This window comes from Fimbriimonas sp. LA-C6 (genome assembly GCF_055398105.1).
This window is the reverse complement of sequence record NZ_AP038796.1, coordinates 584,347-609,201: the sequence shown is the minus strand read 5'-3', so window position 1 is coordinate 609,201 and position 24,855 is coordinate 584,347. Positions and strand designations below refer to the sequence as shown.

Below are 24,855 nucleotides of genomic sequence, written 5' to 3'. Positions count from 1 at the left end.
TTTTACATGTTAGCGCGGGTGTTTCGGGATTTAGAAAGTACGTAATAGATTGTTAAAAAAGAAAGTGCTCCGGCCATGTCGAGGGCCACGTCTTGCCATTGGCCGGTGCGGTCTGAGGTCATGGATTGGCGGTATTCGTCGAATGAGGCTAGAGAGAGGGCCATGAGTAGGCCGAAGAAGGTGGCTCCGCCAAGGGATTGTTTGCCTCGTTTGAGGGCGATACAGCAGGCTAGTGCGACGGTTCCATAGAAGCTGAAGTGGATGGATTTTCGGACTAGGACGATTGAGTGTTGGGCTAGTTCGGGGGACATGTGTAGTTCGGTGATGAAGAACTTTAACATTCGGCCCGCGCTGCCTGTGCTGGTGCTGAAGTAGGAGACTAAGCCGACGGGGACGCCTACCATGAGGAAGGCAGTGGTTAGGAGTTGTCTTCCTTCCTTTGTGACGATGAGGAGGCAGAAGCCGACTGAGAAGAGGAGGCCAGAGACTCCCATGAGGACGATGGGGTGGTGGATGTGAGTGCGTGGTTCGGAGGCTAGCCAGCCGATGTCTGCCAGTCCGATGAGGGACATGGCTAGCGGGGAGAGGAGTTCGATTTTTCGGTATAGGGGGGCGGTGAATACCAGGAGCGTGATGACGACACCTAGGCTGGTTGGGAGCCAGGCTCCTTGGGCTTCGCGGATCACCAGGGTTACGATCGCTGTGGCTAGGAGTGCGGCGATTGCGTGTGGTGCTGGCTTCATCGAATGAGATTGAACCAGAAAAGTAGTAAGAATACGTGTAAAGCGGTAACCTTTAGGTTATGCCAGTGCCGGACCCGAAAACATTCGCTCGTATTCTTGATGCTGCTCAAGCAGGGAACTACGCTCTTCCTAGCATCAACGTGACGAGCACCAATACGGCTAATGCTGCTCTTGCTGCTTTTGCCGAAGCTAAGTCTGACGGAATCATTCAGTTCAGCACTGGTGGCGCAGAGTTTGTGAGCGGTCCTGCGAAGGACATGGCTCTTGGTGCGATCTCTTTGGCTGAGCATGTTCACCTCATTGCTGAGCGGATGGGAGTTTATGTTGCTCTCACGACGGATCACTGTGTGGAGCCTAAGCTGGATAAGTTTGTTCGGCCTCTGATTGCCAATGAGGAGAAGCGGAAGCAGGCTGGTCAGCGGAATCTGTTCAACGGTTTTATGTTCGACGGTAGTGAGCTGCCTATGGAGAAGAACATTGCGCTGGCGAAGGAGTTGCTTTCGCGGATGGCTCCTCTTGGGATTATTCTTGAGGTTGAAGTTGGTTTGGTTGGCGGCGAAGAGGATGGCATCGATAATACGGGTGCTCATCACGACAAACTGTATACGACTCCTGAGGACATGCTTTATTCCTATGAGCAGTTGAAGGATACGGGGCGGTTTACTCTTGCTGCTACCTTTGGCAACGTTCACGGCGTTTACAAGCCGGGCAATGTTAAGCTTGAGCCGACTATTCTGCGGGATGGTAATGCGGCGATTACTTCGAAGTACGGGCCTCAGGCTAAGCTTGACCTGGTGTTCCACGGTGGTAGTGGCTCACTTCTCAGTGAGATCCATGAGACTTTGGAGTACGGCGTGGTGAAGATGAACGTGGATACCGACTGTCAGTATGCGTTCACTCGACCGATTGCTGATCACATGTTCAAGAACTATGACGGCGTTCTTCGCGTCGATGGTGAGATGGGCGATAAGAAGGTTTATGATCCTCGCAGCTATCTGAAGAAGGCTGAGACGAACATGAAGGATCGTGTGCTTCAGGCATGCGCCGACTTGAAGAGCACCGGCAAGACCCTATTCGCATAAGGAGTTATGGATGATCAAAGAGCTAATTGGTAAGAAGGTGGTTGTTTTCTGCAGCGATGGGACCCGTGATGTGGGGATTCTGGAAGGTGCGGATGAGGGTTGGCTGAAGCTGCACAAGGCGGACGACGACATTCTTTATTTCTGCATCCATCACGTTCGATCTGTTAAACCATTCTGATTTTACGAGTCGTTCCGCATGGGCTTTAAGTGTCAAACTGAAGGCTCATGCGGATCCTCATTACCAACGACGACGGTATTCATGCGCCTGGCCTTAAGGCCCTTGCCTCGGTTGCCAAGCAGTTTGGCGAGGTTGTGATTGTCGCTCCTGACCGCGAGCGGTCGGCGTGTTCTCATGCGATGACCATGCGTGATCCTTTGCGTGTTTCTCCTGTTAGTTGGGAGGGGTGCAAGGCTTTTGAGGTCAATGGGTTTCCTGTGGACTGTGTGAATGTTGGGTTGACCACCTGTTATCCCGATGGGTGTGATTTGGTTTTGAGTGGGATCAACAACGGGCCTAATCTTGGCTTTGATATCACTTACAGTGGGACTGCTGCGGGGGCGATGGAGGGGACTATTAATGGGATCCCTAGCATCTCGCTGAGCATGGCGCTGTTTGTGAGTGGTGCGCCTTTGCACTATGAGACGGGTGCGCAGTGGTTACAGGAGCACTGGCATATGTTGGTGGATGCTCCTTTTGAGCCGCTTACGTTTTTGAACGTGAATATCCCTTCGATTCAGTATCAGGAGCTGCGGGGGCACAAGGTGGCTAAGATGGGGCAGCGGGTTTATAAGGACCGTGTGGAGTATCGCGAAGACCCTTGGGGACGCCCTTATTATTGGCAGGGTGGGGTTGTTGTGATGGACAGTCATCAGCCTGGGACGGACGTTCAGGCTGTGAGCGAAGGGTTTGTGAGTATCACGCCCGTGAGTTTGGATTGGACCAACTATCGACAGGCTGAGAGCCTTGGGAAGTTGTTCGAAGAGTACAAGGCTTAGTCTAGTTCGGCGGCGGTTACTGCTTCCATGAAGGCTGTTTCTTGACCATCGAGTGCGGTGAGCGGGATGGCTACGAAACCTGCGTAGCGTGTTTTGAGGATGATGTGACCGTTTCGGATGAGGGCTTTGCGGACGGAGTCTAGGTTCATCTTCATTCCTTTCTCGGCGGCGCCATAGAAGTACATGGTGCCGTTTTCTAGGCGCATGGTGACGCCTTCGCGGAAGAGTTTGCCGACCTTGCTGGTGATGATGATTGAGCGGGCGGGGATGGTGAAGGGCCAGAAGAGGGCCATGGCGCCGACGAGTTGCATGAGTCCTTGTCCGAAGATGAGGAGCACGATTCCTGAGAGGGGGATTGCCATGAACACCCACCAGAACGTCCTCACGTACTCTTCGGCTGCTAGTCGGGCTAGCATCCATCGGGAGATGGTGTATTTCTGGGTGGTGAGGACGGGCATGCTTTTCTATTGTGAATGAGATCCGTGGTTCGGTGCGTTGCAGCCTTGTCGGAATGCTTGTAGGCCTCCCTCTGACTCGGGGGAGATGATGGCAGTGATCTTCATGTGCTCTCGCAGCAATGTGTCTGCGTGGGGGACTGTTTCGTGTCCTTTTTCTCTGAGATTGACGAGTACGACTCCTTTGGGGAGTCCGAGGTCGCGGACGTACATTCCATCGAAGGGTGAGTGGGGTTGGACTTCTAGCTCCAGCACGATGGGTTCTTCATGGTGCAGCGTCACGCTGTTTTTCAGCAGGTCTCGCTGGAGTAGGGCTTCGTAGATTGGCATGTCTCCGAGGAGTTCCGCGACCATGTAGGAGCAGAAGCAGGTTACGAGAAGGGGGAGCATCTGTGCGTAGCTGCCGGTCATTTCGATGATGAGCACCATGCCTGTGAGGGGTGCTCTTACGATGGCGGTGAAGTAGGCGGCCATTCCAACTACGGCGAAGGCTCCTGGTTGGATGTGAGCGTTGGGTAGTAGGTGGGCTGCGGATTCTCCTATGCCTAGCCCGACGAGCGCGCCTAAGGCCAGTAGGGGAGCAAAGATTCCGCCTGCGACTCCTGTGGAGTAGCTGGTCATGGACATGAAGAACCTGAGTAGGAAGAATATGGGAACGATGGTCAGGACGACATCCCCCCTCAGCACTCTTTCGGTGAGTCCGTGTCCGCCTCCTGCCAGTATTGGATGGTAGTAGGCAATTGCTCCGACAGCCGCTCCGACTGCTGCGACATAGATTGCTTTTCGTTGACTCTTCATGTTTCCGACGAAGTCGAGCATTCTGAGGAGCGTTTTGTTAAATAGGACTCCCAGTGCGCCTAGTAGAAGGCCAAGCAGGACGAAGAGGGGAAGCGTGTTTAACGCTGGAGACGGGTATGCGGGGGCGGAAAAGACGGGGAGTTGGCCTGAGAAACATCTGCCTACGACGTCTGCGCATGCTGCGGCTAGGAAGGCGGAGCCGAACACGACTGGGCGGAAGTCTTTTTGCAGTTCTTCTAGGACGAAAACGAGGCCAGCGAGTGGCGCATTGAACGCTGCTGCTAACCCGGCTCCCGCTCCTGTGGCAATCAGGACGAGGGTCTCTTGGGGGTTCATGGACATTGCCTTGGCGATTCCCTGACCTGTTGCGCCACCCATTTGGACGGTGGGTCCTTCGCGTCCGAGGGCCATGCCGGAGCCAATGGCTAATACGCCACCTGTGAACTTAGCGATGAGGACGCGGCTCCAGTTCATGAGCTTGTGGCGATGGAGAACAGCTTCTAGAAAGGGGATGCCGCTGCCGGATGTTTCGGGTGCGAAGCGGCTGACGATTTGGTAGGCACCCAATGTCATGAGACTGCTGAAGGTGGCGACGACGAGCCAGCCCATGGCGGGGAGTGTGTGTGCCCATTCTATGAGACGGTTGCGGCTTGCATCACTGAGCTCTAGGGCGGCGCGGAAGGCTACTGCAAGCAGTCCGGCGGAGACTCCTACGAGAACGGCTCTTGGGAAGAGTCGCTTTCGTTCGCTACGGGTGGATAGATACTGTTTTAGCTCACTGGTTGCTTCTTCATAGCTCATTTTCTGGCTCCGATTCGGTGGGGCCAAAGAGGCTGTGAACGTGGCAGAACTCGTTGATGAGGAGAAGGATTTGCGGAATTCTTGGACCTCTCACTTTGTAGAAGCGTGACGTTCCGCGTGGCTCTACTTTTAGGATGCCTGCGCGGGTGAGCGTGGCTAGGTGTTGGGATGCACCTGATTGTCCTACGCCCATGGCGGTGGCTACTTCGCCTACTGTGCGCTCGCCCTCGCAGAGGAGTTCTACGATTTTTAGGCGGACGGGATTGGACAACGCAGAGAAGAGCAGGGAGGCTCTTTCACGCGTTTGGTCGTCCATCGTCGTGTAGTTCATAATATTATAATATCATGAAATTGTGAATTATTGTTTGACTCATAGAACCCCTGTCATACTTCGACTCATATGCTCAGAGTCGAGTCTGATGGGGCGATCCTTCGTCTTACTATTGATCGTCCGGAAGTGAAGAACGCTTTCAACGACGAGTTAATTGCTGCGCTTACTGAGGCCATTCGTGGCGTGAGTTCTGGTGTTCGCGCTGTTGTGCTTACTGGTGAGGGCGAGGCGTTTTGTGCTGGCGGTGACTTGAACTGGATGCGGCAGGCTGCGAGCTACACCGAGGAGCAGAACTATCAGGATGCGCTGAAGCTGGCGCATCTGTTTCAGAGCATTGTTGATTGCCCGGCGTATGTGATTGCTCGGGTGGTTGGGCCTTGTTTTGGGGGTGGTTGTGGGCTGGTTGCTGCTTCGGACAGTGCGGTGGCTGCGAGCAACGCAACGTTCGCGTTTAGCGAGGTTCGGCTGGGGTTGGTGCCAGCGACGATTTCACCTTTTGTGTTGCCGAAGATTGGACCTGGACATGCAAGAGCGCTTTTTGCTTCTGGGGAGATGTTTGATGCGCCGCGTGCTTTGCGGATCGGCTTGGTTCATGAGGTGTGCGAGCGGGAAGAGATTGAGTCTGCGGTTGGGGCGAAGCTCAAAGCGATTTTGAATGCTGGACCGGAGGCTGTTGCTTCGTCGAAGCGGTTGGCGAGTGAGTCGCCGCTTGCTCTTGAGGATGCCGCGCGGTTGTTGGCTAAGACACGGGCCGGGGCGGAAGCGAGAGAGGGGATCAGCGCATTTTTGGAAAAGCGCAAACCTTCGTTTAAGGGTGAGCTATGAAGAAATTGCTGATTGCCAACCGTGGCGAGATTGCCGTGCGCGTCATTCGAGCGGCGCGGGAGATGGGGATCCGGACTGTGGCTGTTTATAGCGAGGCGGATGCGGGGGCGATTCATGTTCAGCTGGCTGATGAGGCGGTTTGTATTGGTGGATCTGAAGCTAGCCAGAGCTATTTGAATATTGAAGCGATTCTTCAGGCTGTTCGAGCTACGGGAGCGGATGCTGTTCATCCTGGCTATGGCTTCTTGAGCGAGCGGGCTGAGTTTGTGGACGCTTGTGTTGCTGCGGGCATTGTTTTTGTGGGACCGAGTTCTGGGGCGATGCGGCGATTGGGTTCTAAGATTGATGCGAAGAACCTGGCTGTTGAGGCGAACGTGCCGATTGTTCCGGGGATGTTCAAGGTTGGAGCGACACCTGAGGAGTTGGAGAAGGCCGCGGTTGAGATTGGTTTTCCGGTGATGCTGAAGGCTGCGGCTGGTGGCGGAGGTCGCGGAATGCGGGTGGTTCGTTCTGCGGATGAGTTTCAGGATCAGCTGTCCATTGCTTCGGATGAGGCCCTGAAGGGGTTTGGCGATGGTGAGATGATGGTGGAGAAGCTGATTGAGAAGCCTCGCCACATTGAGGTCCAGGTGATGGCGGACCACCATGGGAATGTCGCTTGTTTGTTTGAGCGAGAGTGCTCGATTCAAAGGCGGCATCAGAAGCTGATTGAGGAGAGTCCTTCGGCGCTTTGGGAATCAGATGCGCGGGGCTGGCCTGCTATGCGCGAGGCGGCTCGAAGTCTGATTAAGACCGCTGGCTATACGAATGCGGGCACTGTTGAGTTCATTTATGATGATGCAACTCATGAGTTTTACTTCTTGGAAGTGAATGCGCGGTTGCAGGTGGAGCATCCGGTTACGGAGATGATCACGGGTCTTGATCTCGTGAAATGGCAGTTACGCGTTGCGAGGGGGGAGCGGCTTGAGATTTCTGAGAATCTATTGGCTGGGAGTCGCGATGCGATTTGCGGGCATGCGATTGAGGTGAGAATTATTGCTGAGGATCCTGCTCAGAACTTTCTTCCGAGTATTGGAAAGATTCTTGCGTGGGCTGAGCCTCAGATGCCTGGAGTTCGAGTGGACACGGGTTATGGGAACGGTCGAGAGGTTTCTCAGTACTACGACTCGATGTTGGCGAAACTGATCGTTCACTCGTCAATTCGTGCTGAGGCGATTGAGCGAATGAGACAGGCTTTGATGGATTTCCATGTTCTTGGAATTAAGACCAACATCGCCTATCTGCTCGATGTATTAGATCACGAGGATTTTCGCTCTGGCACCATAGATACTGGGTTCTTGGGGCGGGAGTTCCCGCACTGGGTGAGTTCTGGGGTTCCCGCTGAGTTGGAAGCGATTTTGGGCTTTTCTAGTCCGTCGCCAACTGAAACGAGGGGATCAAAGGTCCTGACTTCGGCCTGGTCTATGGCGGATGGGTTCCGCAATGTTAAGGGCCGGTAGGCACATGGCCCCAGCACGGGAACACCCATTGCGTATTAATTTGCGTGATGGGAACAAGCAGCACATTAGAAACAAAAGCGATTAGAATCGCGATGGGAATTGTAGTAGGGGTTGTTACGGCGAGCGCCATTCTTTCGATGTCTTCATCGAGAGCGACTGCGCGAGCGCTTTCTGTGGAAGGCGTAAGTATTATTTCACCTGAGCTGATAGCCCTCCAGAAAGAGGACTCCAAGGCAGTGGGTGACGGCAAGGTCGTTGTTCGTCAGAAACTTTCCAAACTGGTTAGTGAGGGCAAGCTTGCGACTGGGGCCGACTATTGTATTGCCGCCCGGATTGCTACTCAGGGTGACAGTGCTGAAGACAAGCTGATCGCACATCATATGGCAGTGAACGCCTTGGCTTTGGGGGCGCACGATGCGGCTCCGCTTGCAGCGCTTACTGAGCAGGATTTCTTGGCGAAGATCAAGTTTATGCCGAGTGCTACTGCAAGCAAACTTCTTGCTAAGATGGTCACTCCCAAGATTGGGGTCGTTGCTGCACAGCCTCGCGCTTTGACTATGGAGTAGGAGTGGGCGGGGATTCCAGGTTTGAGAGCTGCGCATGGACTCCCCTTTCTTATACGTCGCCTTCTTCGTTGATGAGGTAGATGGTCATTGCGTACAGGACGATATTAAACAGGTTCGCAGCAATCGCGATTGCTGCGTTAGAAGAGCGTACTGGCATCATCAACTGAAGCAGGAGATTGAACGAGGTGAGTAGCAGCGATAGCATGCACGAGTACTTGACCAGAAATTGAGCCCAGGTTTGGTGGAAAAGCATGCCGAGGGCTAGGGTGCAGTGGACGACTCCCCACACACCTATGAAAGCTGAACCTCCCCATTTCGTGTAGAGGTTAGGGATCACATCGAAAGATTGCAGGAGTTCTAGGACACCCAACAACAGGAGAAGTACGCTGACCACGACGTAGCCTGCCTCTTTCCATGTGGGCATGTTGCGGCGGCGGTGATCTTGTAGGTCGATGTGCCTTGCGTAGCCGTGGGTTAGTTGATAGCCACAGAACTGGCAAACCTGAGTCCAAGCGGGTAGTGTCTGTTGGCAACCCGGACACTGAACGGTTTGCATCTGATTTGCTCTCATGATTTCGCCAGGTAATACGGCTTATGATGGTCATGGTTGCATGCGAGGCGTGATTTTTAACATTAAGATAGGTGCTGCGCTTTGTGTGGGTGGGGTGTTGTTGGCATCTTCGTGCGCGAAAGCTCCCAAGCCGGTTTTGTCCAAAGCTGTTTGGTATTGGCACACTCCGTTTGCGGTTGACGACGGCAAGCTTAAGGATTTGGGTGTGGAGCGCGTGTTTGTGCGCGGTTGCACATTAAGTTATGACGGGGAGAAGTTGGTTCCCATTTTGCGGCAGCAGTTTGTGGGTAAGTCTGCTGTTGAGACTCATCTCGTTTACAACTTTGATGCGGGTGCGTTGAAGCACTTTGAGCAGCTTGATAATGAGGTGCTTGCGGCGCAGATTGTGGCTGTGTTTGCGTCTGATAAGGAGCGTGCTGGCGCGGCTGGAGTGGGCGTTTCCGGGTTGCAGTTCGACTTTGATGTTCCGACCCGGCTTCTTCCGAAGTATGGGGATTTGGCTAAGCGGGTGCGCTCGAAGTTGAAAGCCAACATTAAGCTCTCGGCGACGGGGCTTACTACTTGGTTTGGAAGCAGGGACCTTAGGCGTCTCACGGAGAACCTTGATTTCTATGCTCCCCAGTTTTATGAGGGACATATTCCTAAGTCGGTTGGCGAGGATGGTGTCGTCGGTGATTTACGGCTCTTGGAAAGGGGGATGGCGCAGTGTGAGCGGCTGGGAGTGCCTTACTTTGTGGGCGTTCCGACTTATGCTCAGGCGTTGCTGTTTGATGAAGCTGGGCATTTGAGGGGTTCTTATAAGGGGCTTTCGCTTGATGATGCGTTTCGTCATCCCTCGCTGAGGTTGGAGAGCAGCCGGATGGAGGAGAGTGAGCAGCGGGTGCAGTTTGTTGCCACTCAGGCAGGTAGCAACGGAAAAGGGAAGGGGTACCGCATTGTTTATCGGATTCCTACTTCGCAGACGGTAGGCAAGTTCTGGAGCGGGGTTCAGAAATATGGTGGCGAGCACTGCCTTGGGATTGCTCTTTTTCGATATCCCGAGCGAGGGGAATCGATGGCTTTAGGTTTGGATAGTGTTTTGCAGGCGTTTAAGGGTCAGAGTCTGGCGCCTGCGTTCCATGCGACGTGTGACCTGCGGGCTAACCCTTGGACCAGCGTGGAGGGGAAGAAGGGTTTTCAGTATGACCTGAGCCTTCGGCTTAAGAATGTTGGCGCTGAATCGAGTGCGATTGGGGAGGGGGCTGTGCTGTACGAGGTTCGGTTTCCGGTTGGAGCTTTGTTGGAATTGCCTCGGTCGGCGGCGGTTGTTCCGTTTGCTGGGGATGTGAGCACGGCTGGGAAGGTGAGCTTGGCGCGGGCGGATGGAGTGGTTATTTCTGGCTATCGACTGGGGCCGGGGAGTTCGTTTGCTCCTGATGCGATCACTTTAGGGAAGAAAGAGGGAGTAACGGCTACTTGGCGTGTTAAGCTCATGGACGGATCTACTCAAGCTGGTAGGTTTGCTATGGAAAGCCGAAATGTTGATGTCCCGTAAGTTCAGGGTAGTTGCGTTTGGAGTCGTCCTTGCCGGATCGGCGACGATGATTGCTTGCATTGGTGAGTTGACGAATACCGTTCACTTCAATACCAGCGAAGTTGATTTTGGGACGCCTCCGCCTCCGCTGGTGATTGCTCCTTGGGATGAGAATACGAATCGGCCTGTGGTCCACAGTTCTGACCTTTTGACGGAGACGCCGGATAAGGGAGTTGAGGATCTGCAGAAGAGCCTTTATGAGAAGGCGAGTTATCTTGAGAAGATCGGGAAGCTTGAGGAGGCTTCCAAGGTGTACCTTCAGTACGCTTTGATGAATCCCCCTGACGCGGAGCGGGCGCGGGATCGGTCTGAGGTTCTGAGTGAGCAGGCGTCTGGCAGAGAGAAGCCGCCGGTGCGGGACTACTTTGACGCTATAGAGCTTCCTGCTGAGCAGGCGGAGCCTTTGTTACAGCGGATTGTTGCTAACCCAAATGCTGGGTTTCTCAGGGCTCATGCGCTGTATGCGTTGGCGGGTTTGAAGTACGACAAGGTTTCGCCTGTGGCTGCTGCGCCGCTTTATGAGCAGGTGGCTGCGATTGCTGGGAGTCCGCGGCGCGAGGGTGCGTTGATCATGAGTGCTCGTTGCCTGCTGTATGGGCCGAATATTTCCAAGGATGGGCTTTTGTGGAAGGACGATCCGAAGACGGTTGTTGCGAATGCCTCCAAGGCTACGGAGCACCTGAATACGCTTCTCAAGTTGTATCCGAAGACTCGTTTTCGTTCGAGTGCTTTGGGTTGGCTTAATCGGGCGAAGTATGTGACTGGTCGCCGGGTGGATGCTTTGAAGGGGTATTTGCGGGAGTTTGCTGGGGAGACCGATGCGAAGAAGCAGGTGTCGCTTTTGAGTAGCATCCGGCGAGTTTCGGAATCGTTGGCGCCTGCTGAGGCGAATGGCTTGCGCGGGGCGATCCTTGCTGACTCGACGCTTTTAGAGCCTTATTTGAACTTTCGGCTTTATCACAGCCAGATTAAGGCGAATGAGTTGAAGGGGTTGGCGGCGTTTGCGAAGATGGCGTTGGGGCGGAATAATCGGGCTGTTGTGACCTCTTCTGTGTTGGCGCGGCTTGCTGAGATTTGCTATCTCTCGAAAGACCCGAAGAGTGCGTTGGCGTTTGCAGAGCGGAGTTTGCAGGTGGGCGGGAAAGCTGGTTCGCGGCATGATTTGGCGGCTTATGTGATGGCGGGGAGCTATTTGAAGTTGAATCAGTATGCGAAGGCTGTTGGGACGTTGCAGGCTCATCAGTCGGCGCTTTCTGGGAGCTATTTGAGCAAGCCGGCTCAGGAGCTTTTGGCGGTTGCTTATGAGAAGCAGGGTGAGCTGGCCAAGGCAGTGGGCGTGTACGAGAAGCTGGAGTACTCGCTGGATGTTGCTTATCTGGTTGATGTGAAGATGAGCTTGGCTCAGTTGAGGGCCTTTACGGAATCGAGGGCTTCGACTTCGAAGGCGAATGTTTGGCGGTATTCGTTGGGGCTGCGGTATTTGAGGCAGGACATGTTGGTTGAGGCTGAACGGGAGTTTAGTGCGATTCCTTTGGTGGCGCGGGACAAGCTTGCTTTGCCAGGCAGTCATGATTTTGCTTGGGTGGGGGCGGATGAGAAGGCGGGGATTGATACGCTTGTGGATCCGCTTGGGGTAACGCGTGACCTGATTCAGCTGAGGAAGGAGATTTCTAGGGCGTCTCAGGTGGAACTTAAGGCGAGTAAGACGTACGAATTAGCCTCGTATTATTACAATCACCGGAATCTGATGCTGTACAACGCGCCGTTGTGGGGTGGGATGCGGCAGGTGATGGCTGGCATGAACGGTTCGTTCAATACACCTGAAGACAACCGGGCGGTTGAGACTCATCACTATGAGCATGAGTGTCTTTGGCGAGCGAGGAAGATATGTTTACAATTGGCCAAAGAGTATCCAAATTCGAGTTTTGCTCCGAAAGCGTTGTACCGTGCGGCTTGTGCAAGTCGGAGGTTGGCTAACTTCAACAGTTGGTGGCGGGCTAGGAATTCGGTTCAGGATTTGTATACGGACGCTGCGGATACTTTGCAGCGTATTTACAAAGGGTATCCAAACGATATTTTGGCTCAGAATGCGCGAAAGTATGAGCAGGTGTTTCGTGATGAAGGAAAGCAAAAACAGCTTACTTCCATGTTTAAATCGTTCAAAATAGAGCCACAGGTTAATTGACCGGGCTCCGGGGACTTTTTGAGATCAACTAGCTTCTTAGTTGATCGAAATGCCTAGAGGTTTAGGTAAGTTACTTTGCGAAGGTACAAGACGACGATGTTCAAGGCAAGACTTTTACCACTGATGACCGCAGCCCTCATTGTAGTTGGCTGCAGCGGTGGCTCTAACAATGAGAGCACACCTACTAACGGCACGAAGGGATCTGCTTCTGGCGATGCAAAGTCAGGCGGGAAGCTTCGAATTGCGGTGATTCCGAAGGGAAGCACTCACGAGTTTTGGAAGTCGGTTCACGCGGGTGCAGATGATGCGGCGGCTGAACTGAAGGACGTTGAGATTATTTGGAAGGGCCCTCTGAAAGAGGACGACCGCGACAGCCAAGTAAAGACCGTTGAAGACTTTGTCAACCAAAAGGTTAACGGCATTGTTTTGGCGCCACTTGATGACACTGCTTTGAGAGCGCCTGTAAAGGAAGCTGTTAAGAGCGACATTCCCGTTGTGATCATTGACAGTGCGCTTAATGGTGGAAACACTGTTAGCTTTGTTGCTACTAATAACCGTAAGGGTGGATTTACCGCTGGTGAGCATTTAGCTAAGCTGCTAAATGGCAAGGGTAAGGTAATGATGATGCGATACCAAGAGGGTTCTGCTAGCACTATGGAGCGCGAAGCAGGTTTCTCGGAAGCTATCAAGAAATACCCCGGTATTGAGGTTGTAAGTGACAACCAGTACGGCGGAGCCACTGTTGAAAGTGCTCAGAAGACTGCTGAGAACCTGATCGCTCGATTTAAGCAGGGCGACAAGCTTTCTGTGGACGGTATTTACACTCCAAACGAGAGCACGACCTTTGGAATGCTGAAGGTTCTTGAGGGTGCTGGTGTTGCTGGCAAGGTTAAGTTTGTTGGCTTCGACGCAAGTCCTAAGCTGATTGACGGGTTGAGCGCTGGCAAGATCGATGGCCTCATCGTTCAGAACCCTCGCAAGATGGGCTACCTTGGCGTGAAGACGCTGGTGTCCTCGATTAAGAAGCAGAAGGTCGAGACATTGATCGACACAGGCGCTACTTTGGTGACGAAGGAGAACATGAACTCCGACGAAAACAAGAAGCTGCTTGCACCTCCTGGAAACTAATCGATCCCTCTCCCTATAAAGCGCGCAAGTCCTGAGTCGACTTGTGCGCTTTCTGTCCGTTAATCCCCAATTCGATGCCATTTTTAGAAGCAAAAGGAATTACCAAAACGTTCGGATCGACTACTGCTCTGGATGATGTTCAGCTCTTGGTAGAAGCTGGCGAAGTACACGCCCTTGTGGGTGAAAACGGATCTGGTAAGTCCACGATGATGAAGATCCTTGCTGGAGTGATTCAGCCGAACTCGGGATCTATCACGCTTGACGGGAAGCCTTATAAACCTAGGTCCCCGCTTGAAGCGCGCATCGCTGGGATCTCCATGATTCATCAGGAATTGTCCATCTGCGGAGATCTTTCCGTGGCAGAAAATATTCTGTTAGGGATGGAAGACACTTCGGTTGGAGTGATCAATCGAAGCTTGGCTCGTCAGAAGGCGAGAGAGGCTCTGACGCAGTTGGGGCAGGGTGATTTGGACCCTGAGACTCCTGCGAAGAATCTTCCGCTGGCTACTCGGCAGCTTATTGAGATCGGACGCTCGATTGCTATTGGTAGTCGGGTTGTGATTCTGGATGAGCCTACGAGTAGCCTTACTGAGAAGGACGTGGAGAATCTGTTCCGCGTGGTGAACTCGTTGCGTGCTTCTGGCAAGGCGATTATCTATATTTCGCACTTTCTGGATGAGCTTCATGCGATTTCTGATCGGATGACGATCCTTCGGGACGGGAAGTTTATTAAGACCGTTCTTGAGAAGGATACGACCGATGCTGATATTGTTCACGCCATGGTTGGTCGGGAGATTGAGGATTTGTATCCTCGTTCCCAGCGGCCTTTGGGTGATCCGATTATTGAGGTTCAGCATGTTACGGGTCTGTCCAAGCCTACTGATGCCAACCTGACGCTTCGGCGTGGCGAGGTTCTCGGCATTGCAGGTCTTAATGGATCGGGTCGTACTGAGCTTCTTCGCGCTGTGTTTGGATTGGATAGCGTTCGATCTGGCACGGTTAAAGTTGGCACTTATCAGGGTGCTGCTTCTCCGGCGATTCGCTGGAAGCAGGGCGTCGGGATGCTGAGTGAGAACCGGAAGGAAGAAGGGCTGTTTTTGAACCTTTCGATTGCTGAGAACACCATCATGGCTTCGATGGACAAGCCTTTCGTGAACCCTCATAAGCAGTCGCGGGAAGCAGGAAAGTGGGTTGAGAAGCTTCGTGTTAAGTGTCAGGGACCTGACCAGATTATTGGTCACCTCAGCGGTGGTAACCAGCAGAAGGTTGCCCTCGCGCGCATGCTCCACAAAGATGTTGACGTGCTTCTGCTTGATGAACCGACACGCGGAATTGACGTGGGTAGCAAACAAGAAATCTACGCACTCATTGATGATCTCGCGCTGAAGGGAAGAGCAGTTATTATGGTTAGCAGTTACCTTCCCGAACTCCTGGGAACCTGCGACCGCATCGCCGTCATGAACCGTGGAGTGCTCAGTGAGCCTGTTTCAGTTCAAAACGCTACGCAAGAGAGCTTGATGCAGCTTGCCATCAGCTAAGAAGTAACCGAATGTCCAAGCCAAATCCAGTTAAGTTTCAATTACCGAAGTCGACGCTCAATCTAGCGGGACTGGCAGCTGCACTCGCTGCTATCTTCATCTACTTCAGCGTTCAGGCTCCTCAGTTTCACACCCTCGACAATGTTGAGTTGCTGTTGCGGCAAAGCACTATTGTTGCGGTGGTTGCTTTTGGAATGACGTACGTGATTATCAGTGGTGGCATTGACCTGAGTATTGGGTCGGTGGCTGCATTTTCCGGCGTTGTCATTGCGACGTTGATGCAGAAGGGGTGGGCTACGCTTCCTTCGTGCCTTGTGGGCATTGCTGCCGGGTCTGTTTGTGGTCTGATCAATGGTCTTTTGATTACCCGGCTTAAGGTCGGGCCGTTCATTGTCACATTGGGCTCTTTGTTGATTGCTCGTGGCGCTGCGAAGGGGCTTGCTCATGAGCAGAAAGTGAATGCTCCTGAGACTTGGTTGGGAGACATCCTTGCCAAGCTTGGGCACAACGAGACCTGGAAGATCTTCCCGGTTGGCGTGTGGATGACTATTCTGCTTGCCGTTCTGATGACGTTGATTCTTCGATACACCCGCTTTGGGCGCCATGTTGTTGCTGTGGGTAGTAACGAAGCGGCTGCGAAGCTGTGCGGCGTGCCGAATGATACGGTGAAGATGAAGGTGTATGCGCTGAGTGGGCTGTTTGCGGGGATTGCGGGCATGCTTTATGTGAGCCGTCTCAGCGTTGGAGACCCGACGATTGCTGAGGGGCTTGAGCTTGATGCGATTGCCGCCGTTGTTATCGGTGGAGCGAGTCTCACGGGTGGTGAGGGTGGCATTGTTGGTAGCATCCTTGGTGCGCTCATTATGGCGACCCTGCGGGGTGGTGCTAGTCAGCTTGGTTATCCTAACTGGATCCAGCAGATTGTTACTGGCTCCATCATTATCCTGGCTGTGTTCCTCGACCGAGTCCGCAAGCGGTAAGGTCTCTTAGTTCTGTGCCCCGCTGGTTAGCGGGGCCTTTTTTATGCCTGTAGATTTGGTATGAGAAAGCCCCGCTGCGATGGATCGCAGCGGGGCTTTTGTATTTATGAATTGGGGGATTAGCCCTGCTTGTCTTCTTCCTTCTCGAACTTCTTGCCGGCCATTGCCTTTAGCTTGTCTTTCTGAGCTGCGGTGAGGACCTTTCCGATTTCGTCATCGAGAGCTTTGTTGTTCTTCTCCATGATTGGGCGGACTTCTTCTCGTGTGATTTCCTTGTTGCGCATCTTCTCGAAGACTGCTCGGTTAGCATCGCCTTGCGCTTTAACGAGAGCTTCGATCTTTGCTTTCTGAGCGTCGGTGATTCCGAGTTCTTTCTGGAGATCCTTGTCGGTGACGGCTCGATTGCCGGACATCTGGATTCCGATCTCTTTCAGTCGCTTGAGCTGATCTGCGGTGAGGATGGTCTTGAGTTCGGCGTTTGCCTTCTCCTGCATCTTGGTGAAGATTTTGCCCATTGCTTCGCGGTCGCCTTGAGCGTCCTGCATAGCAGCCTGCATGTCTTCTCGCATCTTGGTGCGCATCTCGCTCAGCTTGGACTTCTGGTCGTCCGTGAGAGCTAGATCCTTCTGGACGTCGTCGCGGTTGAGGAGCATTGCGCCGCTCATCATTCCGCCGCCGCCCATCATTCCGCCACGGCCGAAGCCTTGTCGTCCGCCACCGCCGCCTTGGGCGAGTGACATTGCGGTCATTGCACATAACAATCCAGCAATTGCAATCTTCTTAATATTCATGTTAGTTACCTCCGTTGCCTTTAGTTGGGGGAACGGTGCCTCCGCCAATTGTTTCGATAAGTCTTTTCTGCGTTTCTGGAGAAAGCTTCTTCTGTTGGTCCTCGGTCATCTTTCGTGCCTCATCTGGGTCGCGAATGATGCGAGGTGTTAGGAATACGAGGAGCTCCGTCTTCGTGTTTTGTTTGCTTGTCGAGCGGAACAGTTGCCCGAGGATGGGAATATCGCCCAGGATCGGAACTCGGTTGTTAGTCGTACTGACGAGCTTACGGATGATGCCGCCCAGAATGACCGTTTCGCCGTCCTTTACGGACACGGTGGTTTCCGCTTCGCGTTGGTTCACGATGGGCGCGTTGAATGACGAGTAGCCTTGAAGATCGTTCGCCGTCTGCGTTACTTCCATGGTCACGTAGCCGTTGCTCGTGATTCGTGGAGTGACGGTCAAGATGATTCCAACTGGCTGGAATGCATACGTAGATGTCGTCGCTCCGGTTTGCGGGTCGATTCGGTTACTCGTGATATAGGGAATGCTCTGGCTGATGTTGATCGTTGCCACCACGTTGTTCGAGGTGAAGATCTTCGGTGTTGACAGAACCTGGTAGCGAGAGTCCGACTGCAAGGCGTTTGCAAAGGCGCTGAATGACTTGCCGCTTAAGCTGAATGACTTGCCGCTTAAGGTGTACTTGAAGCCTGTGAGCGGGTTTGTGTTTGCAGGCGGGTTCTTCAGTTGGAAATCGGTGCCTGTGTTTGCGGTGGAGGTTACACCTCCCGCTGGATTGGTGGTGTTGTTTGCAAGGCTCCATTCAACGCCCAGCTTGGTGCTGGCGTCCAGTGTTGCTTCCACAATCACCGTCTCGATCAGAACCTGCTCTGGGATGTGATCGAGTTGTTCGAGAATACTTCTGATGATCGCAGCATTTTCTGGCGCGGTTACGATGATCAGGGAGTTGGTGTTGATGTCGGGGATAGCGGTGACTTGACCGGTTAGGTCTCGCACGTTGACCAGCTTTCCGTTGGAATCACGACCCGTTTGTTGGGTTGTTGAAGATGAGCCGCTGCCAGTGTTTCGGTTCTGTCCGCCACCGAAGAACTGCCCGCCGAAGCCTTGAGTCACACCAATTGATGTGAGGAGGTCTCCTGATGTGGCGTTTGGATCCTGCATCTGGAGCTCAAGATCTTTTGCTGCTTGCGCGAGTGTTTGCTCGTTTGGAATCGAGCCACCCAGCGCCCGCCCGCTGCTTGTGTTCGAGTTATTTGAGACACCGTTGTTGGGTCTTGCGGCAGTTGACGTGGTGGAGTTGAACGTTGAGTTTGTGACGCCTGAGCCCTGTCGGTTACCGAACGCCTGTTGGATGAGCTTCGCGACGGCATCCGCCTTTGCGTTGTTCAAGGTCACCACGAAGGTGGTGGTTTGAACTGGGACGTCCTTATCGAGATCGGCGATGACCTTTTCGACGGTCATCATATTCTCATCGGTTGCGGTCACGACCAGGGTGTTGGTTCGTGTGTCGGCAGCTACTTGGCCTGAGCCAGCATTCTGGCCTCGGATGGCGTTGATGAACGCCTGTGGGCCTTGTGTTTGCTGGGTGCTTGCGCCTCCACGGCCACGGGGGACGTTGGAGTTCAATACGTTCTGGACGACCGAAACGAGGTCACTTGCCACCGCATATTGAAGCTTGAAGACTCGGGAGTGGACGGGTGCGTCGGTGTTGTTATCGAGCTGCTTGATGAGGTCGCGTACTTGACCCTGCTCTTTTTCTGGAGCGTTGATAATCAACGAGTTGCTGAAGTCGTCTGACGATGCCTTTACGTTCGATGTGCTTTGGTTTCTTCCGAATGCACGTGCGAAGTTTTGGAAGTTACCGCCGTTGTTTCGGCCGCCTGCACCTCCTGCTCCGCCTCGGTTAAATCCGCCTGGGCCGCCAAATCCGCCGCCGCCACCACCAAATTGGGCAAATGGGTTGCTGTTGTTGCCGCTATCGGCAAATACGTCGTTGATCACGCGTGCTAGTTGCGATGCGTTGGCGTATTTGATGGGATAGAACTTGAGGACAGACTTTTCTTGTCCGCCTCCGCCTGCGAAAATCGACGGATCAAAAGACGGCATGTTGTCGCGCGCTGGCTGCTGCTTTTTCTGACGAACGATCAGCAGGTTGTCCTCTTTTACGATCTCGAATCCCTTGAGGGATAGAGTGGTGCTGAGGATGCTGAAAGCTTCTGAAATTGTGACGGCCTTCGCGCTGGTGAGGGTCATCTGACCGGTGAGGGCAGGGTCCTTGACGATGGTGATTCCGGATGTCTTCTGGTACATGCTCAGAATGGCATCGACACCGCTGTTCTTGAACTCAAGACGGATCTTTGTCTTGGTGTTCAGTTTGAACTCGGTCCAAGGCTTGTTGCTTGTGCTTGGGTTCGATGTTGTGCCGCCACCCCAGTCAAATTGAGCATGGGCAATGAGGGGAATCATGGCCACTAGGCATATCCACGTACGCTTATAAATCATTTTGTTCACCATTGCCTGCGCCTTGTCGGGCACTTCTGCTACTTCTTCTTCCACGCCGTGTTGGCTGAGCGTCTGCTGCAGGAGCGACCGGCGTCACGTCCAGAGACTGGCCTATTGTTCCGCGAAGAGCACCTGGTTGGACTTTCACCGGTGCAACTCCCAGTCCGGCAGCGCCTGCTGCTGAACCCGAAGCACCGATGGCGGCTGGTTCTGACATTTTCACGTTAATGTCTTCGCCTCCCACACCAACTAGAATTACTCGGTCCGAATCAATGCTCTTGACGGTTGTTTTCTTCCAGTGTTCACCTACTTTTAGATAAACACTGTCTCCGTTTGTCGAATTCTCAAAAAGGGCCTGTAGTTGACCGTTAACTTCAACGAGGCCTGTGTATGTCCACATTCCGTCGCCCTCTGTGAGGGAGCCAGGAATTCCGCCCGGATTTGGCAATCCGTTTTCCGCTCTGGCTACAAGAGGTTTGAATACGTTCTTGGCTGGAGTGGTGTAGGCGGCAAATTTTGCGCTGTAGTCTTCGGGAGTGAAGGTGTCTGTGGAACCAGTACTCGCGACGTTGGATCTTGGTTTCTTGGCGACTTTCGCAGGTTCGTCATCTGAGGATGTTGCGATGAGGACTGCGACGGCCAAGCCAGCTATTCCAACCCAAAGGATTGGGCTTGATTTCTTTTTAGGTGCTGCCATTGGCTTTTGACTCCTTTTGTTGAGGTGCTGCTGGTTTTGCAGGCGCGGCAACAACGTTGGTGCGAGGGTCGAGGTAGGCTAGTACGTTGATGCTGGCTGTGACGCGGTCCGAACTGTTGTCGGCCGATGCGATTTGCACCATGCTGACTGCGAGCTTTAGCTCTGGCTTTTCGAGCTGCTTCTCGAAGCTCATCACGTCGGAAAAACCGCCGTCTACTGTGACAAGGAAGGGGAGCTGTTGAATTGCGCCGTTGTCGTTGATCCGTTGTGGTCTGAAAGCCACGAGTTTGATCTTGTTTTTGTTCGCGAGATCGGTGACTTTGGCGAGGGCTGTGGGGCTGATTTCCGAAACGGCGCCGCTCCACGTCTTGCTATCGACGGTACCGATTAGGCTGGCATTCTTGTCTTCTGCATCCTTCTTGGCGATCCTTGTTTTCAGGACGTCTTTGTCGTATGCGACCTTAAGGCCTTTTGAGGTTGGCTTGGGAAGGAGCATGAAAATGAGTGCTCCGACAAACACGACGATGGAGCCGATCATCAGCGCGTTTGCGGGTGCGTTCTCTTTGTCGTTGAGGATCTTCATTTTGCGACTCCGGGTGTGGTGGACTTTCTGGTTTCGACGATTGGGAGATTGCCAACTGGAAACGCCGACACGCTGAACTGTACGACCGGTATGCGTTCGATCAAGGAGTTGTTAGCGATGACGAGCTTGACGTCTCGCAGTCGCTTCTCGTTGTTGAGGCTCTTGAGGAAGGCGGTTACCGACTCGTTGGATTTGGCGACACCTCGCAGGGAGATGGGTTTGCCGCGTTCGGCGGTGATTCCGGAGAGCCATACATCTTTCGGGACGTAGTTGGTGATGACACCGATGACGTCTGAGATGTTTTGTGCCGGTTGGAAGGCTGTTTCGAGTGTTTTGTTCCAGGCGGCGGTGGTGGCTGCTGTGGTTTCGGCTGCCGTTTGTGCTGCTTTGAATTTCTTGAGAGACGATGCCTGTTTCGCTTTTGTTGCTTGAATGGCTGCTGCGGCGTCTGCTCGATCCATGTAGGTGAACGCTGCGAGTGCGAGTGCACCGACTGCCATGAGTCCGCCCTGTCTCAGTCGCGTGTTGCGTCTCTTAAAGTTTCGCTTCGCTACTTCCTCTGGCGACTCCAGGTTGATGGTGATTTTCGTGTCCCAATGGGTGCCGAGGGTCTCCAGCACATGGGTTCGCGAGATGTGGTCTGGGTCGGTGAGGGTATTTGGCCCTATGGCGACGGTGGGCAGGCATGTGACGCCAGCCAAGGAGTAGCTTCGGGTGAGCTCAACGTCTAGGTTTGCTGTGGGGCCTACGATTCGGCAGGCTCGGAGAACGCCTTGAACGACTAGGTCGATGGTGGCTCCTTCTTCGCTTTGCTCGACGACTGCTGCGTCTTCCAGTCCAAACTGTTGGGCGACGGCAAGTGAGCCGATTCCCGCTGGGACTGTTTGTTTGACCTTGATGTTCGAGGCCTTGAGTTCTGCCATTGCCTTGGACAGTTCTGTGGCGGGCATGGCGGCGACGAAGGCGAGGCGTCCATCTTGGTTGACATCGTCTGCGAGGAAGAAGTCGTAGGCTAGTTCCGTTTGGATAGGGAATAGCTCGGCCATCCGCATCATCAGGACCATTCGGACTTCGCTTGCGCCGACGTTTGGAACGCGGGTGGTGCGGACGAAGGACGATCTACGGGAGATCACCAGGACTGCGTCTCGACCGGAGAAGGGGAGCGAGGTGCCTGATGCGAAAGACTCCGTTCGACCGGTGAGTGCGTCGAAGATGGTGGTTCCGCGGGGAGACCACTCTACCAGGAGGCTGGCGGGTGCTGCTGTTTTACTCATGTGTCTCCACCAGGACCGTGTCGGTCGTTGTTGAGTCGTGCCAACCCCAGCGGGTCTGCATGTTGCTAAAGGGCTGTTCTACCATTCTAAGAATCTTTGGAGTGCCATTTTGAATGTCGATCACTGCCTCGACGCAGTATTTAAAACTGCCGCTCATCCCCATGATCCTGACTAGGAACGTGTTGGATTGGACAGTAAAGTAACCAGCGAGATCTCGTAGCGCGGTGCCGCTATTGAGTCCTGGAACAGACAGCATGTCGGACATGGCAGTGAAGCCTTGTGACTGTCTGGAAATGATCCCCTGCGCGATATCGGTGGTCATGTTGGGGATCGTGTCGAGCACGGCTTCCGTAGCCGTATTCAGATTGATCTTTCCCTCCACTCTTGTTGCTGCAGAAGTTGTGAGGTTGTCGAGAATAGCCGCGTAGCTGTTCTGACCGATGCCTGGTAGGGCACAGATCTGACCTATGGAAGTGTAGCCAGCGCCGGGTTTGGCGTTGGCGATGATGGTTGCGTCTTGAATTCGGATGCCAGCACCGACTAGGTTTTGGATGAGCTGTTGGGCTGGAACGTTCGCGTTTACGTTGAGGAGAGCCTGGCCATTGGTTCGCGTTCGGGTGGTGTAGCCTTCCACGCATAGGAGGTCTGCGAGGGTTGCTTGTCTTCCGTCGGGGAGGTTGGCAATGGGGGTGGTGCTCACTTGGTTGGTGGAGGCTTCGTAGATGTCTTTTGCCGTGAAGCCTTTGACATTTAGGAGTTCGTCGAGTGAGTTGAGTCGGCCCAGTTTTGCGATGTAGGGGGTGGTGAGGGCTGTGTAGAACTCGTCCTTGCCACCGTCGGCGCGTGGGGTGGTTGAGGTCTCTCGCCAGTCTAGGAGTGAGTCGATTTGCTCCTGCGTGAGCGGTAGGCGGTCGAGTTGAGCCTCCGGAATCGTATTGACGTTGAGCAGGGAGTTTGCGTCGATGATTTGACATCGGAAGGATGCGTTTCCGACGATGAACTTCTCATCTCCGTTTGTGCCGAACAGCGCCCAATCGTCTTGGAGGGTGGTGGCTGAGCCTGATGTGCTGGAGGTGCTTGTTGAGGTGGTGGATGATGTGCCGTTTGTGATTTGGTACATCAGTTGCATCACGCGTTGCAGGCCCGCTTGAACCACGAACTTGGACTGGCGCTCCTCCATTCGGTTGACTTCTGCTTTGGCGACCACGTGTTGGGTTGCGGCCATTGAGACTAGGATCGCTACGAGTGTGGCGAGGATCGCGAGTGTCACGACCATGACGCTTCCGTTCTCTCGTCTCATTGTCCGATCACCAAGGGGTTGGTTGTTGTGACGTCGCTTGCAGGGATCGCGATGATGAGGATGTTGTCTTGTTGGTCCCCTTGCATGCGGTAGGTGATTCGTACGGCGGCAGGGAGTCTGCGGGTGGTCATGGTGCGAGTGTCCCAGGATTGGGTCCACTCGGTGCCGTCGTAGTATTCGTAGCTGATTTCTGAAAGCTGTTCGCTTAGGACTGATTCAAAACCGCCTTGAGTTGGGTCTGTGTCTGAAGGGGTTTGTTTGCGAAGGAACAGGCCTTGTTTTCCGCTTGCGTTGTCTCCAACGGCGGTGGTGTTGAGGGAGATTTCTGAGACTCCGCCCACTGGCCCGAAGCGTTGGTTGTTGGTTGTGAAATCGTCCGTTGAGGCTATTACTGCGCCTGAAACTCTTTGGCCTACCGTGGTGAAGGTGACGCTGTTGTTGTTGGAGGCTGTCGTTTGGAGCGCTGTTTGTCCGTTTGAGCTTGCCGCGTTGTTGGCGACGCCACCGATGAAGTAGGTGGTGAGGTCGGTGGTGGTGGGCGAGATGTAGGCGTGTTGGAACAGTTGCCTCATCTGTGATTCGAAACTCTCACGTGCCGCGATGTTGTCTCGTTCGCGGGCTACTCGGTCGCCGTAGCTGAGGCTGAGGACGAAGGCTCTGGAAGATGCCAGGGTCACGATTGCAATGATCGTGATGGAGAGGAGCAGCTCCACCATGGTGATACCACGTCTCATTGTGTGGCTCCTGTGGTTGAGGTGGTTGGCGGGATGTAGAGCAGTCCGGTGACTGTTTGTTTGACCGAGTTAGAGGATTCCGAGCGCTTCTTGACCGTTACAGAGATTGAGCTGAGATCGGTGATTCCGCTTGGCTGAATCTCGATGGTCCAGACGTAGTCGTTGTTGTTTCGGTCGCTGAAGTCGCCGCTTTGGGAGGCTGTTGTTTGGCCGGTTGCTACCATCTCGTCGTACTTCTGGATGGCGAGTTGTTGCATGGCTTCGGACTCTCGGAGTCGCGCTTCGCCTTTGGCGATGGCTCCGTAGGCACCGATGACGGTGGCTATTCCGCCGCCCAAGAGAACGACGGCGACCATGGCTTCCACTAGGGTGAAACCGAGTCTCCTGTGTTTTCTAGGACCGATGTTCATAGTCTCCTGCGGGCCACTGCTGGGTGGTGGCGTCTGGAATGGGGCCTTCTACCAAGCTGACTCGGCCGTCTTTTTTGATATCGACTGACTGGATGGCGGAGCCTTCTGTTATCTGGACGCTTCCGCCGTCGCTTCGGCCGTCTGGGTAGAACTTCACTTTCCACTCGGCGGCATTGGAAGCTTTATCTTCCAAAACGAAGTTGTTGCAGGTAAGGCCTTGCGGGAGGTCCACGCTGAGAAGCGTGTTATCGCCGTCCATTACCTGCATGAGGGTTTTTGATTCATCGTATGAGAGGGTGAGCGTTTTGTTTTGCGAGATGGCTTCCTCTCTGGCTTGACGAATGACTCTTCCGAGCTTCGTGTAGACCTCACGACGATCTCGGGACTTCTTCATGGAGACGACGTTGGGGATGACCAGTGCTGATAGGAGCGTGATGATCACGATCATCACGCTGACTTCTACCAGGGTAAATCCTCTTGTCGTTCTTTTCATGA

General features: G+C 53.8%; 25 protein-coding genes. 11 read left to right on the top strand and 14 right to left on the bottom strand.

Annotated elements, in window-relative coordinates:
- Positions 1-2: 2 nt before the first annotated feature.
- Positions 3-743, bottom strand: coding sequence for a VanZ family protein (locus ACZ51B_RS02910; protein ID WP_464295736.1), 741 nt, complete (start codon positions 741-743; stop codon positions 3-5).
- 59 nt (positions 744-802) lie between these two features.
- Between ACZ51B_RS02910 and fbaA the strand changes: the two genes are divergently transcribed.
- Genes fbaA through surE form a run of 3 tightly spaced genes read left to right on the top strand, consistent with a single transcriptional unit; the run spans position 803 to position 2,821 of the window.
- Positions 803-1,825, top strand: a complete 1,023-nt coding sequence (gene fbaA / locus ACZ51B_RS02905) for a class II fructose-bisphosphate aldolase (protein ID WP_464295735.1) — start codon at positions 803-805, stop codon at positions 1,823-1,825.
- Between the two features lie 10 nt (positions 1,826-1,835).
- Entirely contained in the window at positions 1,836-2,003 is a 168-nt protein-coding gene (locus ACZ51B_RS02900) for a hypothetical protein (protein ID WP_464295734.1), read from the top strand.
- A 47-nt stretch (positions 2,004-2,050) separates the two neighbouring features.
- Positions 2,051-2,821, top strand: a complete 771-nt coding sequence (surE, locus tag ACZ51B_RS02895; RefSeq protein ID WP_464295733.1) for a 5'/3'-nucleotidase SurE — start codon at positions 2,051-2,053, stop codon at positions 2,819-2,821.
- On the opposite strand, the gene ACZ51B_RS02890 is transcribed toward surE, so the two are convergent.
- The 3 genes from ACZ51B_RS02890 to ACZ51B_RS02880 are packed head-to-tail and all read right to left on the bottom strand — an operon-like array spanning position 2,818 to position 5,206.
- A complete protein-coding gene (locus tag ACZ51B_RS02890) occupies positions 2,818-3,279 on the bottom strand; it encodes a hypothetical protein (protein WP_464295732.1) in 462 nt (153 codons plus the stop codon). The genes surE and ACZ51B_RS02890 overlap by 4 nt on opposite strands.
- Positions 3,280-3,285: 6 nt before the next feature.
- The gene (clcA, locus tag ACZ51B_RS02885; protein ID WP_464295731.1) at positions 3,286-4,875 is read right to left on the bottom strand and encodes a H(+)/Cl(-) exchange transporter ClcA; all 1,590 of its coding nucleotides are present in this window, start codon (positions 4,873-4,875) and stop codon (positions 3,286-3,288) included.
- Positions 4,865-5,206 carry an ArsR/SmtB family transcription factor gene (locus ACZ51B_RS02880; protein ID WP_464295730.1) on the bottom strand — a complete coding sequence of 114 codons (342 nt, stop codon included), beginning with the start codon at positions 5,204-5,206 and terminating at the stop codon, positions 4,865-4,867. Before ACZ51B_RS02880 ends, clcA begins: the two co-directional genes overlap by 11 nt.
- Positions 5,207-5,275: 69 nt before the next feature.
- Here ACZ51B_RS02880 and ACZ51B_RS02875 point away from each other — a divergent pair, with 69 nt between their 5' ends.
- The 3 genes from ACZ51B_RS02875 (at position 5,276) to ACZ51B_RS02865 (ending at position 8,096) form a co-directional block, all read left to right on the top strand.
- Positions 5,276-6,031, top strand: a complete 756-nt coding sequence (locus ACZ51B_RS02875; protein ID WP_464295729.1) for an enoyl-CoA hydratase-related protein — start codon at positions 5,276-5,278, stop codon at positions 6,029-6,031.
- Positions 6,028-7,530: an acetyl-CoA carboxylase biotin carboxylase subunit gene (locus tag ACZ51B_RS02870; RefSeq protein WP_464295728.1), complete on the top strand. Its 1,503-nt coding sequence runs from the start codon at positions 6,028-6,030 to the stop codon at positions 7,528-7,530. Before ACZ51B_RS02875 ends, ACZ51B_RS02870 begins: the two co-directional genes overlap by 4 nt.
- Positions 7,531-7,622: 92 nt before the next feature.
- Positions 7,623-8,096 carry a hypothetical protein gene (locus ACZ51B_RS02865; protein ID WP_464295727.1) on the top strand — a complete coding sequence of 158 codons (474 nt, stop codon included), beginning with the start codon at positions 7,623-7,625 and terminating at the stop codon, positions 8,094-8,096.
- 49 nt (positions 8,097-8,145) lie between these two features.
- Here the strand turns inward: ACZ51B_RS02865 and ACZ51B_RS02860 are convergent, their stop codons facing one another.
- A complete protein-coding gene (locus tag ACZ51B_RS02860; protein ID WP_464295726.1) occupies positions 8,146-8,667 on the bottom strand; it encodes a hypothetical protein in 522 nt (173 codons plus the stop codon).
- Between the two features lie 49 nt (positions 8,668-8,716).
- Between ACZ51B_RS02860 and ACZ51B_RS02855 the strand changes: the two genes are divergently transcribed.
- From ACZ51B_RS02855 to ACZ51B_RS02835, 5 genes are all read left to right on the top strand, one after another.
- Positions 8,717-10,201, top strand: coding sequence for a DUF3142 domain-containing protein (locus ACZ51B_RS02855; RefSeq protein ID WP_464295725.1), 1,485 nt, complete (start codon positions 8,717-8,719; stop codon positions 10,199-10,201).
- A complete protein-coding gene (locus tag ACZ51B_RS02850) occupies positions 10,191-12,425 on the top strand; it encodes a tetratricopeptide repeat protein (RefSeq protein ID WP_464295724.1) in 2,235 nt (744 codons plus the stop codon). The genes ACZ51B_RS02855 and ACZ51B_RS02850 overlap by 11 nt, the downstream gene beginning before the upstream one ends.
- A 96-nt stretch (positions 12,426-12,521) precedes the next feature.
- Entirely contained in the window at positions 12,522-13,553 is a 1,032-nt protein-coding gene (locus ACZ51B_RS02845) for an ABC transporter substrate-binding protein (protein WP_464295723.1), read from the top strand.
- A gap of 74 nt (positions 13,554-13,627) precedes the next feature.
- Positions 13,628-15,091 carry a sugar ABC transporter ATP-binding protein gene (locus tag ACZ51B_RS02840; protein ID WP_464295722.1) on the top strand — a complete coding sequence of 488 codons (1,464 nt, stop codon included), beginning with the start codon at positions 13,628-13,630 and terminating at the stop codon, positions 15,089-15,091.
- 11 nt (positions 15,092-15,102) lie between these two features.
- A complete protein-coding gene (locus ACZ51B_RS02835) occupies positions 15,103-16,071 on the top strand; it encodes an ABC transporter permease (RefSeq protein ID WP_464295721.1) in 969 nt (322 codons plus the stop codon).
- A 119-nt stretch (positions 16,072-16,190) separates the two neighbouring features.
- Here ACZ51B_RS02835 and ACZ51B_RS02830 read toward each other — a convergent pair whose 3' ends face one another.
- Genes ACZ51B_RS02830 through ACZ51B_RS02790 form a run of 9 tightly spaced genes read right to left on the bottom strand, consistent with a single transcriptional unit; the run spans position 16,191 to position 24,853 of the window.
- On the bottom strand, positions 16,191-16,862 hold the full coding sequence (locus tag ACZ51B_RS02830; RefSeq protein ID WP_464295720.1) for a hypothetical protein: 672 nt from the start codon (positions 16,860-16,862) through the stop codon (positions 16,191-16,193).
- 1 nt (position 16,863) lies between these two features.
- Positions 16,864-19,326: a secretin N-terminal domain-containing protein gene (locus tag ACZ51B_RS02825; protein ID WP_464295719.1), complete on the bottom strand. Its 2,463-nt coding sequence runs from the start codon at positions 19,324-19,326 to the stop codon at positions 16,864-16,866.
- Positions 19,327-19,351: 25 nt separating this feature from the next.
- Positions 19,352-20,059, bottom strand: coding sequence for a hypothetical protein (locus ACZ51B_RS02820; protein ID WP_464295718.1), 708 nt, complete (start codon positions 20,057-20,059; stop codon positions 19,352-19,354).
- Complete coding sequence (locus ACZ51B_RS02815) at positions 20,046-20,642, bottom strand: hypothetical protein (RefSeq protein ID WP_464295717.1); 597 nt, start codon at positions 20,640-20,642, stop codon at positions 20,046-20,048. Before ACZ51B_RS02815 ends, ACZ51B_RS02820 begins: the two co-directional genes overlap by 14 nt.
- Positions 20,639-21,916 carry a PilN domain-containing protein gene (locus ACZ51B_RS02810; protein ID WP_464295716.1) on the bottom strand — a complete coding sequence of 426 codons (1,278 nt, stop codon included), beginning with the start codon at positions 21,914-21,916 and terminating at the stop codon, positions 20,639-20,641. Before ACZ51B_RS02810 ends, ACZ51B_RS02815 begins: the two co-directional genes overlap by 4 nt.
- Positions 21,909-23,216, bottom strand: a complete 1,308-nt coding sequence (locus ACZ51B_RS02805; RefSeq protein ID WP_464295715.1) for a type II secretion system minor pseudopilin — start codon at positions 23,214-23,216, stop codon at positions 21,909-21,911. Before ACZ51B_RS02805 ends, ACZ51B_RS02810 begins: the two co-directional genes overlap by 8 nt.
- Positions 23,213-23,950, bottom strand: a complete 738-nt coding sequence (locus tag ACZ51B_RS02800) for a type II secretion system protein GspJ (protein ID WP_464295714.1) — start codon at positions 23,948-23,950, stop codon at positions 23,213-23,215. Before ACZ51B_RS02800 ends, ACZ51B_RS02805 begins: the two co-directional genes overlap by 4 nt.
- Positions 23,947-24,360: a type II secretion system protein gene (locus ACZ51B_RS02795; protein ID WP_464295713.1), complete on the bottom strand. Its 414-nt coding sequence runs from the start codon at positions 24,358-24,360 to the stop codon at positions 23,947-23,949. Before ACZ51B_RS02795 ends, ACZ51B_RS02800 begins: the two co-directional genes overlap by 4 nt.
- Complete coding sequence (locus ACZ51B_RS02790; protein WP_464295712.1) at positions 24,344-24,853, bottom strand: GspH/FimT family pseudopilin; 510 nt, start codon at positions 24,851-24,853, stop codon at positions 24,344-24,346. The genes ACZ51B_RS02795 and ACZ51B_RS02790 overlap by 17 nt, the downstream gene beginning before the upstream one ends.
- Between the last annotated feature and the right edge of the window lie 2 nt (positions 24,854-24,855).

What these genes read in the sequence shown, in the direction of transcription:
- ACZ51B_RS02910 (WP_464295736.1), bottom strand. Translation starts at nt 743, where the DNA reads ATGAAGCCAGCACCACACGCAATCGCCGCACTCCTAGCCACAGCGATC.
- fbaA (WP_464295735.1), top strand. Translation starts at nt 803, where the DNA reads ATGCCAGTGCCGGACCCGAAAACATTCGCTCGTATTCTTGATGCTGCT.
- ACZ51B_RS02900 (WP_464295734.1), top strand. Translation starts at nt 1,836, where the DNA reads ATGATCAAAGAGCTAATTGGTAAGAAGGTGGTTGTTTTCTGCAGCGAT.
- surE (WP_464295733.1), top strand. Translation starts at nt 2,051, where the DNA reads ATGCGGATCCTCATTACCAACGACGACGGTATTCATGCGCCTGGCCTT.
- ACZ51B_RS02890 (WP_464295732.1), bottom strand. Translation starts at nt 3,279, where the DNA reads ATGCCCGTCCTCACCACCCAGAAATACACCATCTCCCGATGGATGCTA.
- clcA (WP_464295731.1), bottom strand. Translation starts at nt 4,875, where the DNA reads ATGAGCTATGAAGAAGCAACCAGTGAGCTAAAACAGTATCTATCCACC.
- ACZ51B_RS02880 (WP_464295730.1), bottom strand. Translation starts at nt 5,206, where the DNA reads ATGAACTACACGACGATGGACGACCAAACGCGTGAAAGAGCCTCCCTG.
- ACZ51B_RS02875 (WP_464295729.1), top strand. Translation starts at nt 5,276, where the DNA reads ATGCTCAGAGTCGAGTCTGATGGGGCGATCCTTCGTCTTACTATTGAT.
- ACZ51B_RS02870 (WP_464295728.1), top strand. Translation starts at nt 6,028, where the DNA reads ATGAAGAAATTGCTGATTGCCAACCGTGGCGAGATTGCCGTGCGCGTC.
- ACZ51B_RS02865 (WP_464295727.1), top strand. Translation starts at nt 7,623, where the DNA reads ATGGGAATTGTAGTAGGGGTTGTTACGGCGAGCGCCATTCTTTCGATG.
- ACZ51B_RS02860 (WP_464295726.1), bottom strand. Translation starts at nt 8,667, where the DNA reads ATGAGAGCAAATCAGATGCAAACCGTTCAGTGTCCGGGTTGCCAACAG.
- ACZ51B_RS02850 (WP_464295724.1), top strand. Translation starts at nt 10,191, where the DNA reads ATGTCCCGTAAGTTCAGGGTAGTTGCGTTTGGAGTCGTCCTTGCCGGA.
- ACZ51B_RS02845 (WP_464295723.1), top strand. Translation starts at nt 12,522, where the DNA reads ATGTTCAAGGCAAGACTTTTACCACTGATGACCGCAGCCCTCATTGTA.
- ACZ51B_RS02840 (WP_464295722.1), top strand. Translation starts at nt 13,628, where the DNA reads ATGCCATTTTTAGAAGCAAAAGGAATTACCAAAACGTTCGGATCGACT.
- ACZ51B_RS02835 (WP_464295721.1), top strand. Translation starts at nt 15,103, where the DNA reads ATGTCCAAGCCAAATCCAGTTAAGTTTCAATTACCGAAGTCGACGCTC.
- ACZ51B_RS02830 (WP_464295720.1), bottom strand. Translation starts at nt 16,862, where the DNA reads ATGAATATTAAGAAGATTGCAATTGCTGGATTGTTATGTGCAATGACC.
- ACZ51B_RS02825 (WP_464295719.1), bottom strand. Translation starts at nt 19,326, where the DNA reads ATGATTCCCCTCATTGCCCATGCTCAATTTGACTGGGGTGGCGGCACA.
- ACZ51B_RS02820 (WP_464295718.1), bottom strand. Translation starts at nt 20,059, where the DNA reads ATGGCAGCACCTAAAAAGAAATCAAGCCCAATCCTTTGGGTTGGAATA.
- ACZ51B_RS02815 (WP_464295717.1), bottom strand. Translation starts at nt 20,642, where the DNA reads ATGAAGATCCTCAACGACAAAGAGAACGCACCCGCAAACGCGCTGATG.
- ACZ51B_RS02810 (WP_464295716.1), bottom strand. Translation starts at nt 21,916, where the DNA reads ATGAGTAAAACAGCAGCACCCGCCAGCCTCCTGGTAGAGTGGTCTCCC.
- ACZ51B_RS02805 (WP_464295715.1), bottom strand. Translation starts at nt 23,216, where the DNA reads ATGAGACGAGAGAACGGAAGCGTCATGGTCGTGACACTCGCGATCCTC.
- ACZ51B_RS02800 (WP_464295714.1), bottom strand. Translation starts at nt 23,950, where the DNA reads ATGAGACGTGGTATCACCATGGTGGAGCTGCTCCTCTCCATCACGATC.
- ACZ51B_RS02795 (WP_464295713.1), bottom strand. Translation starts at nt 24,360, where the DNA reads ATGAACATCGGTCCTAGAAAACACAGGAGACTCGGTTTCACCCTAGTG.
- ACZ51B_RS02790 (WP_464295712.1), bottom strand. Translation starts at nt 24,853, where the DNA reads ATGAAAAGAACGACAAGAGGATTTACCCTGGTAGAAGTCAGCGTGATG.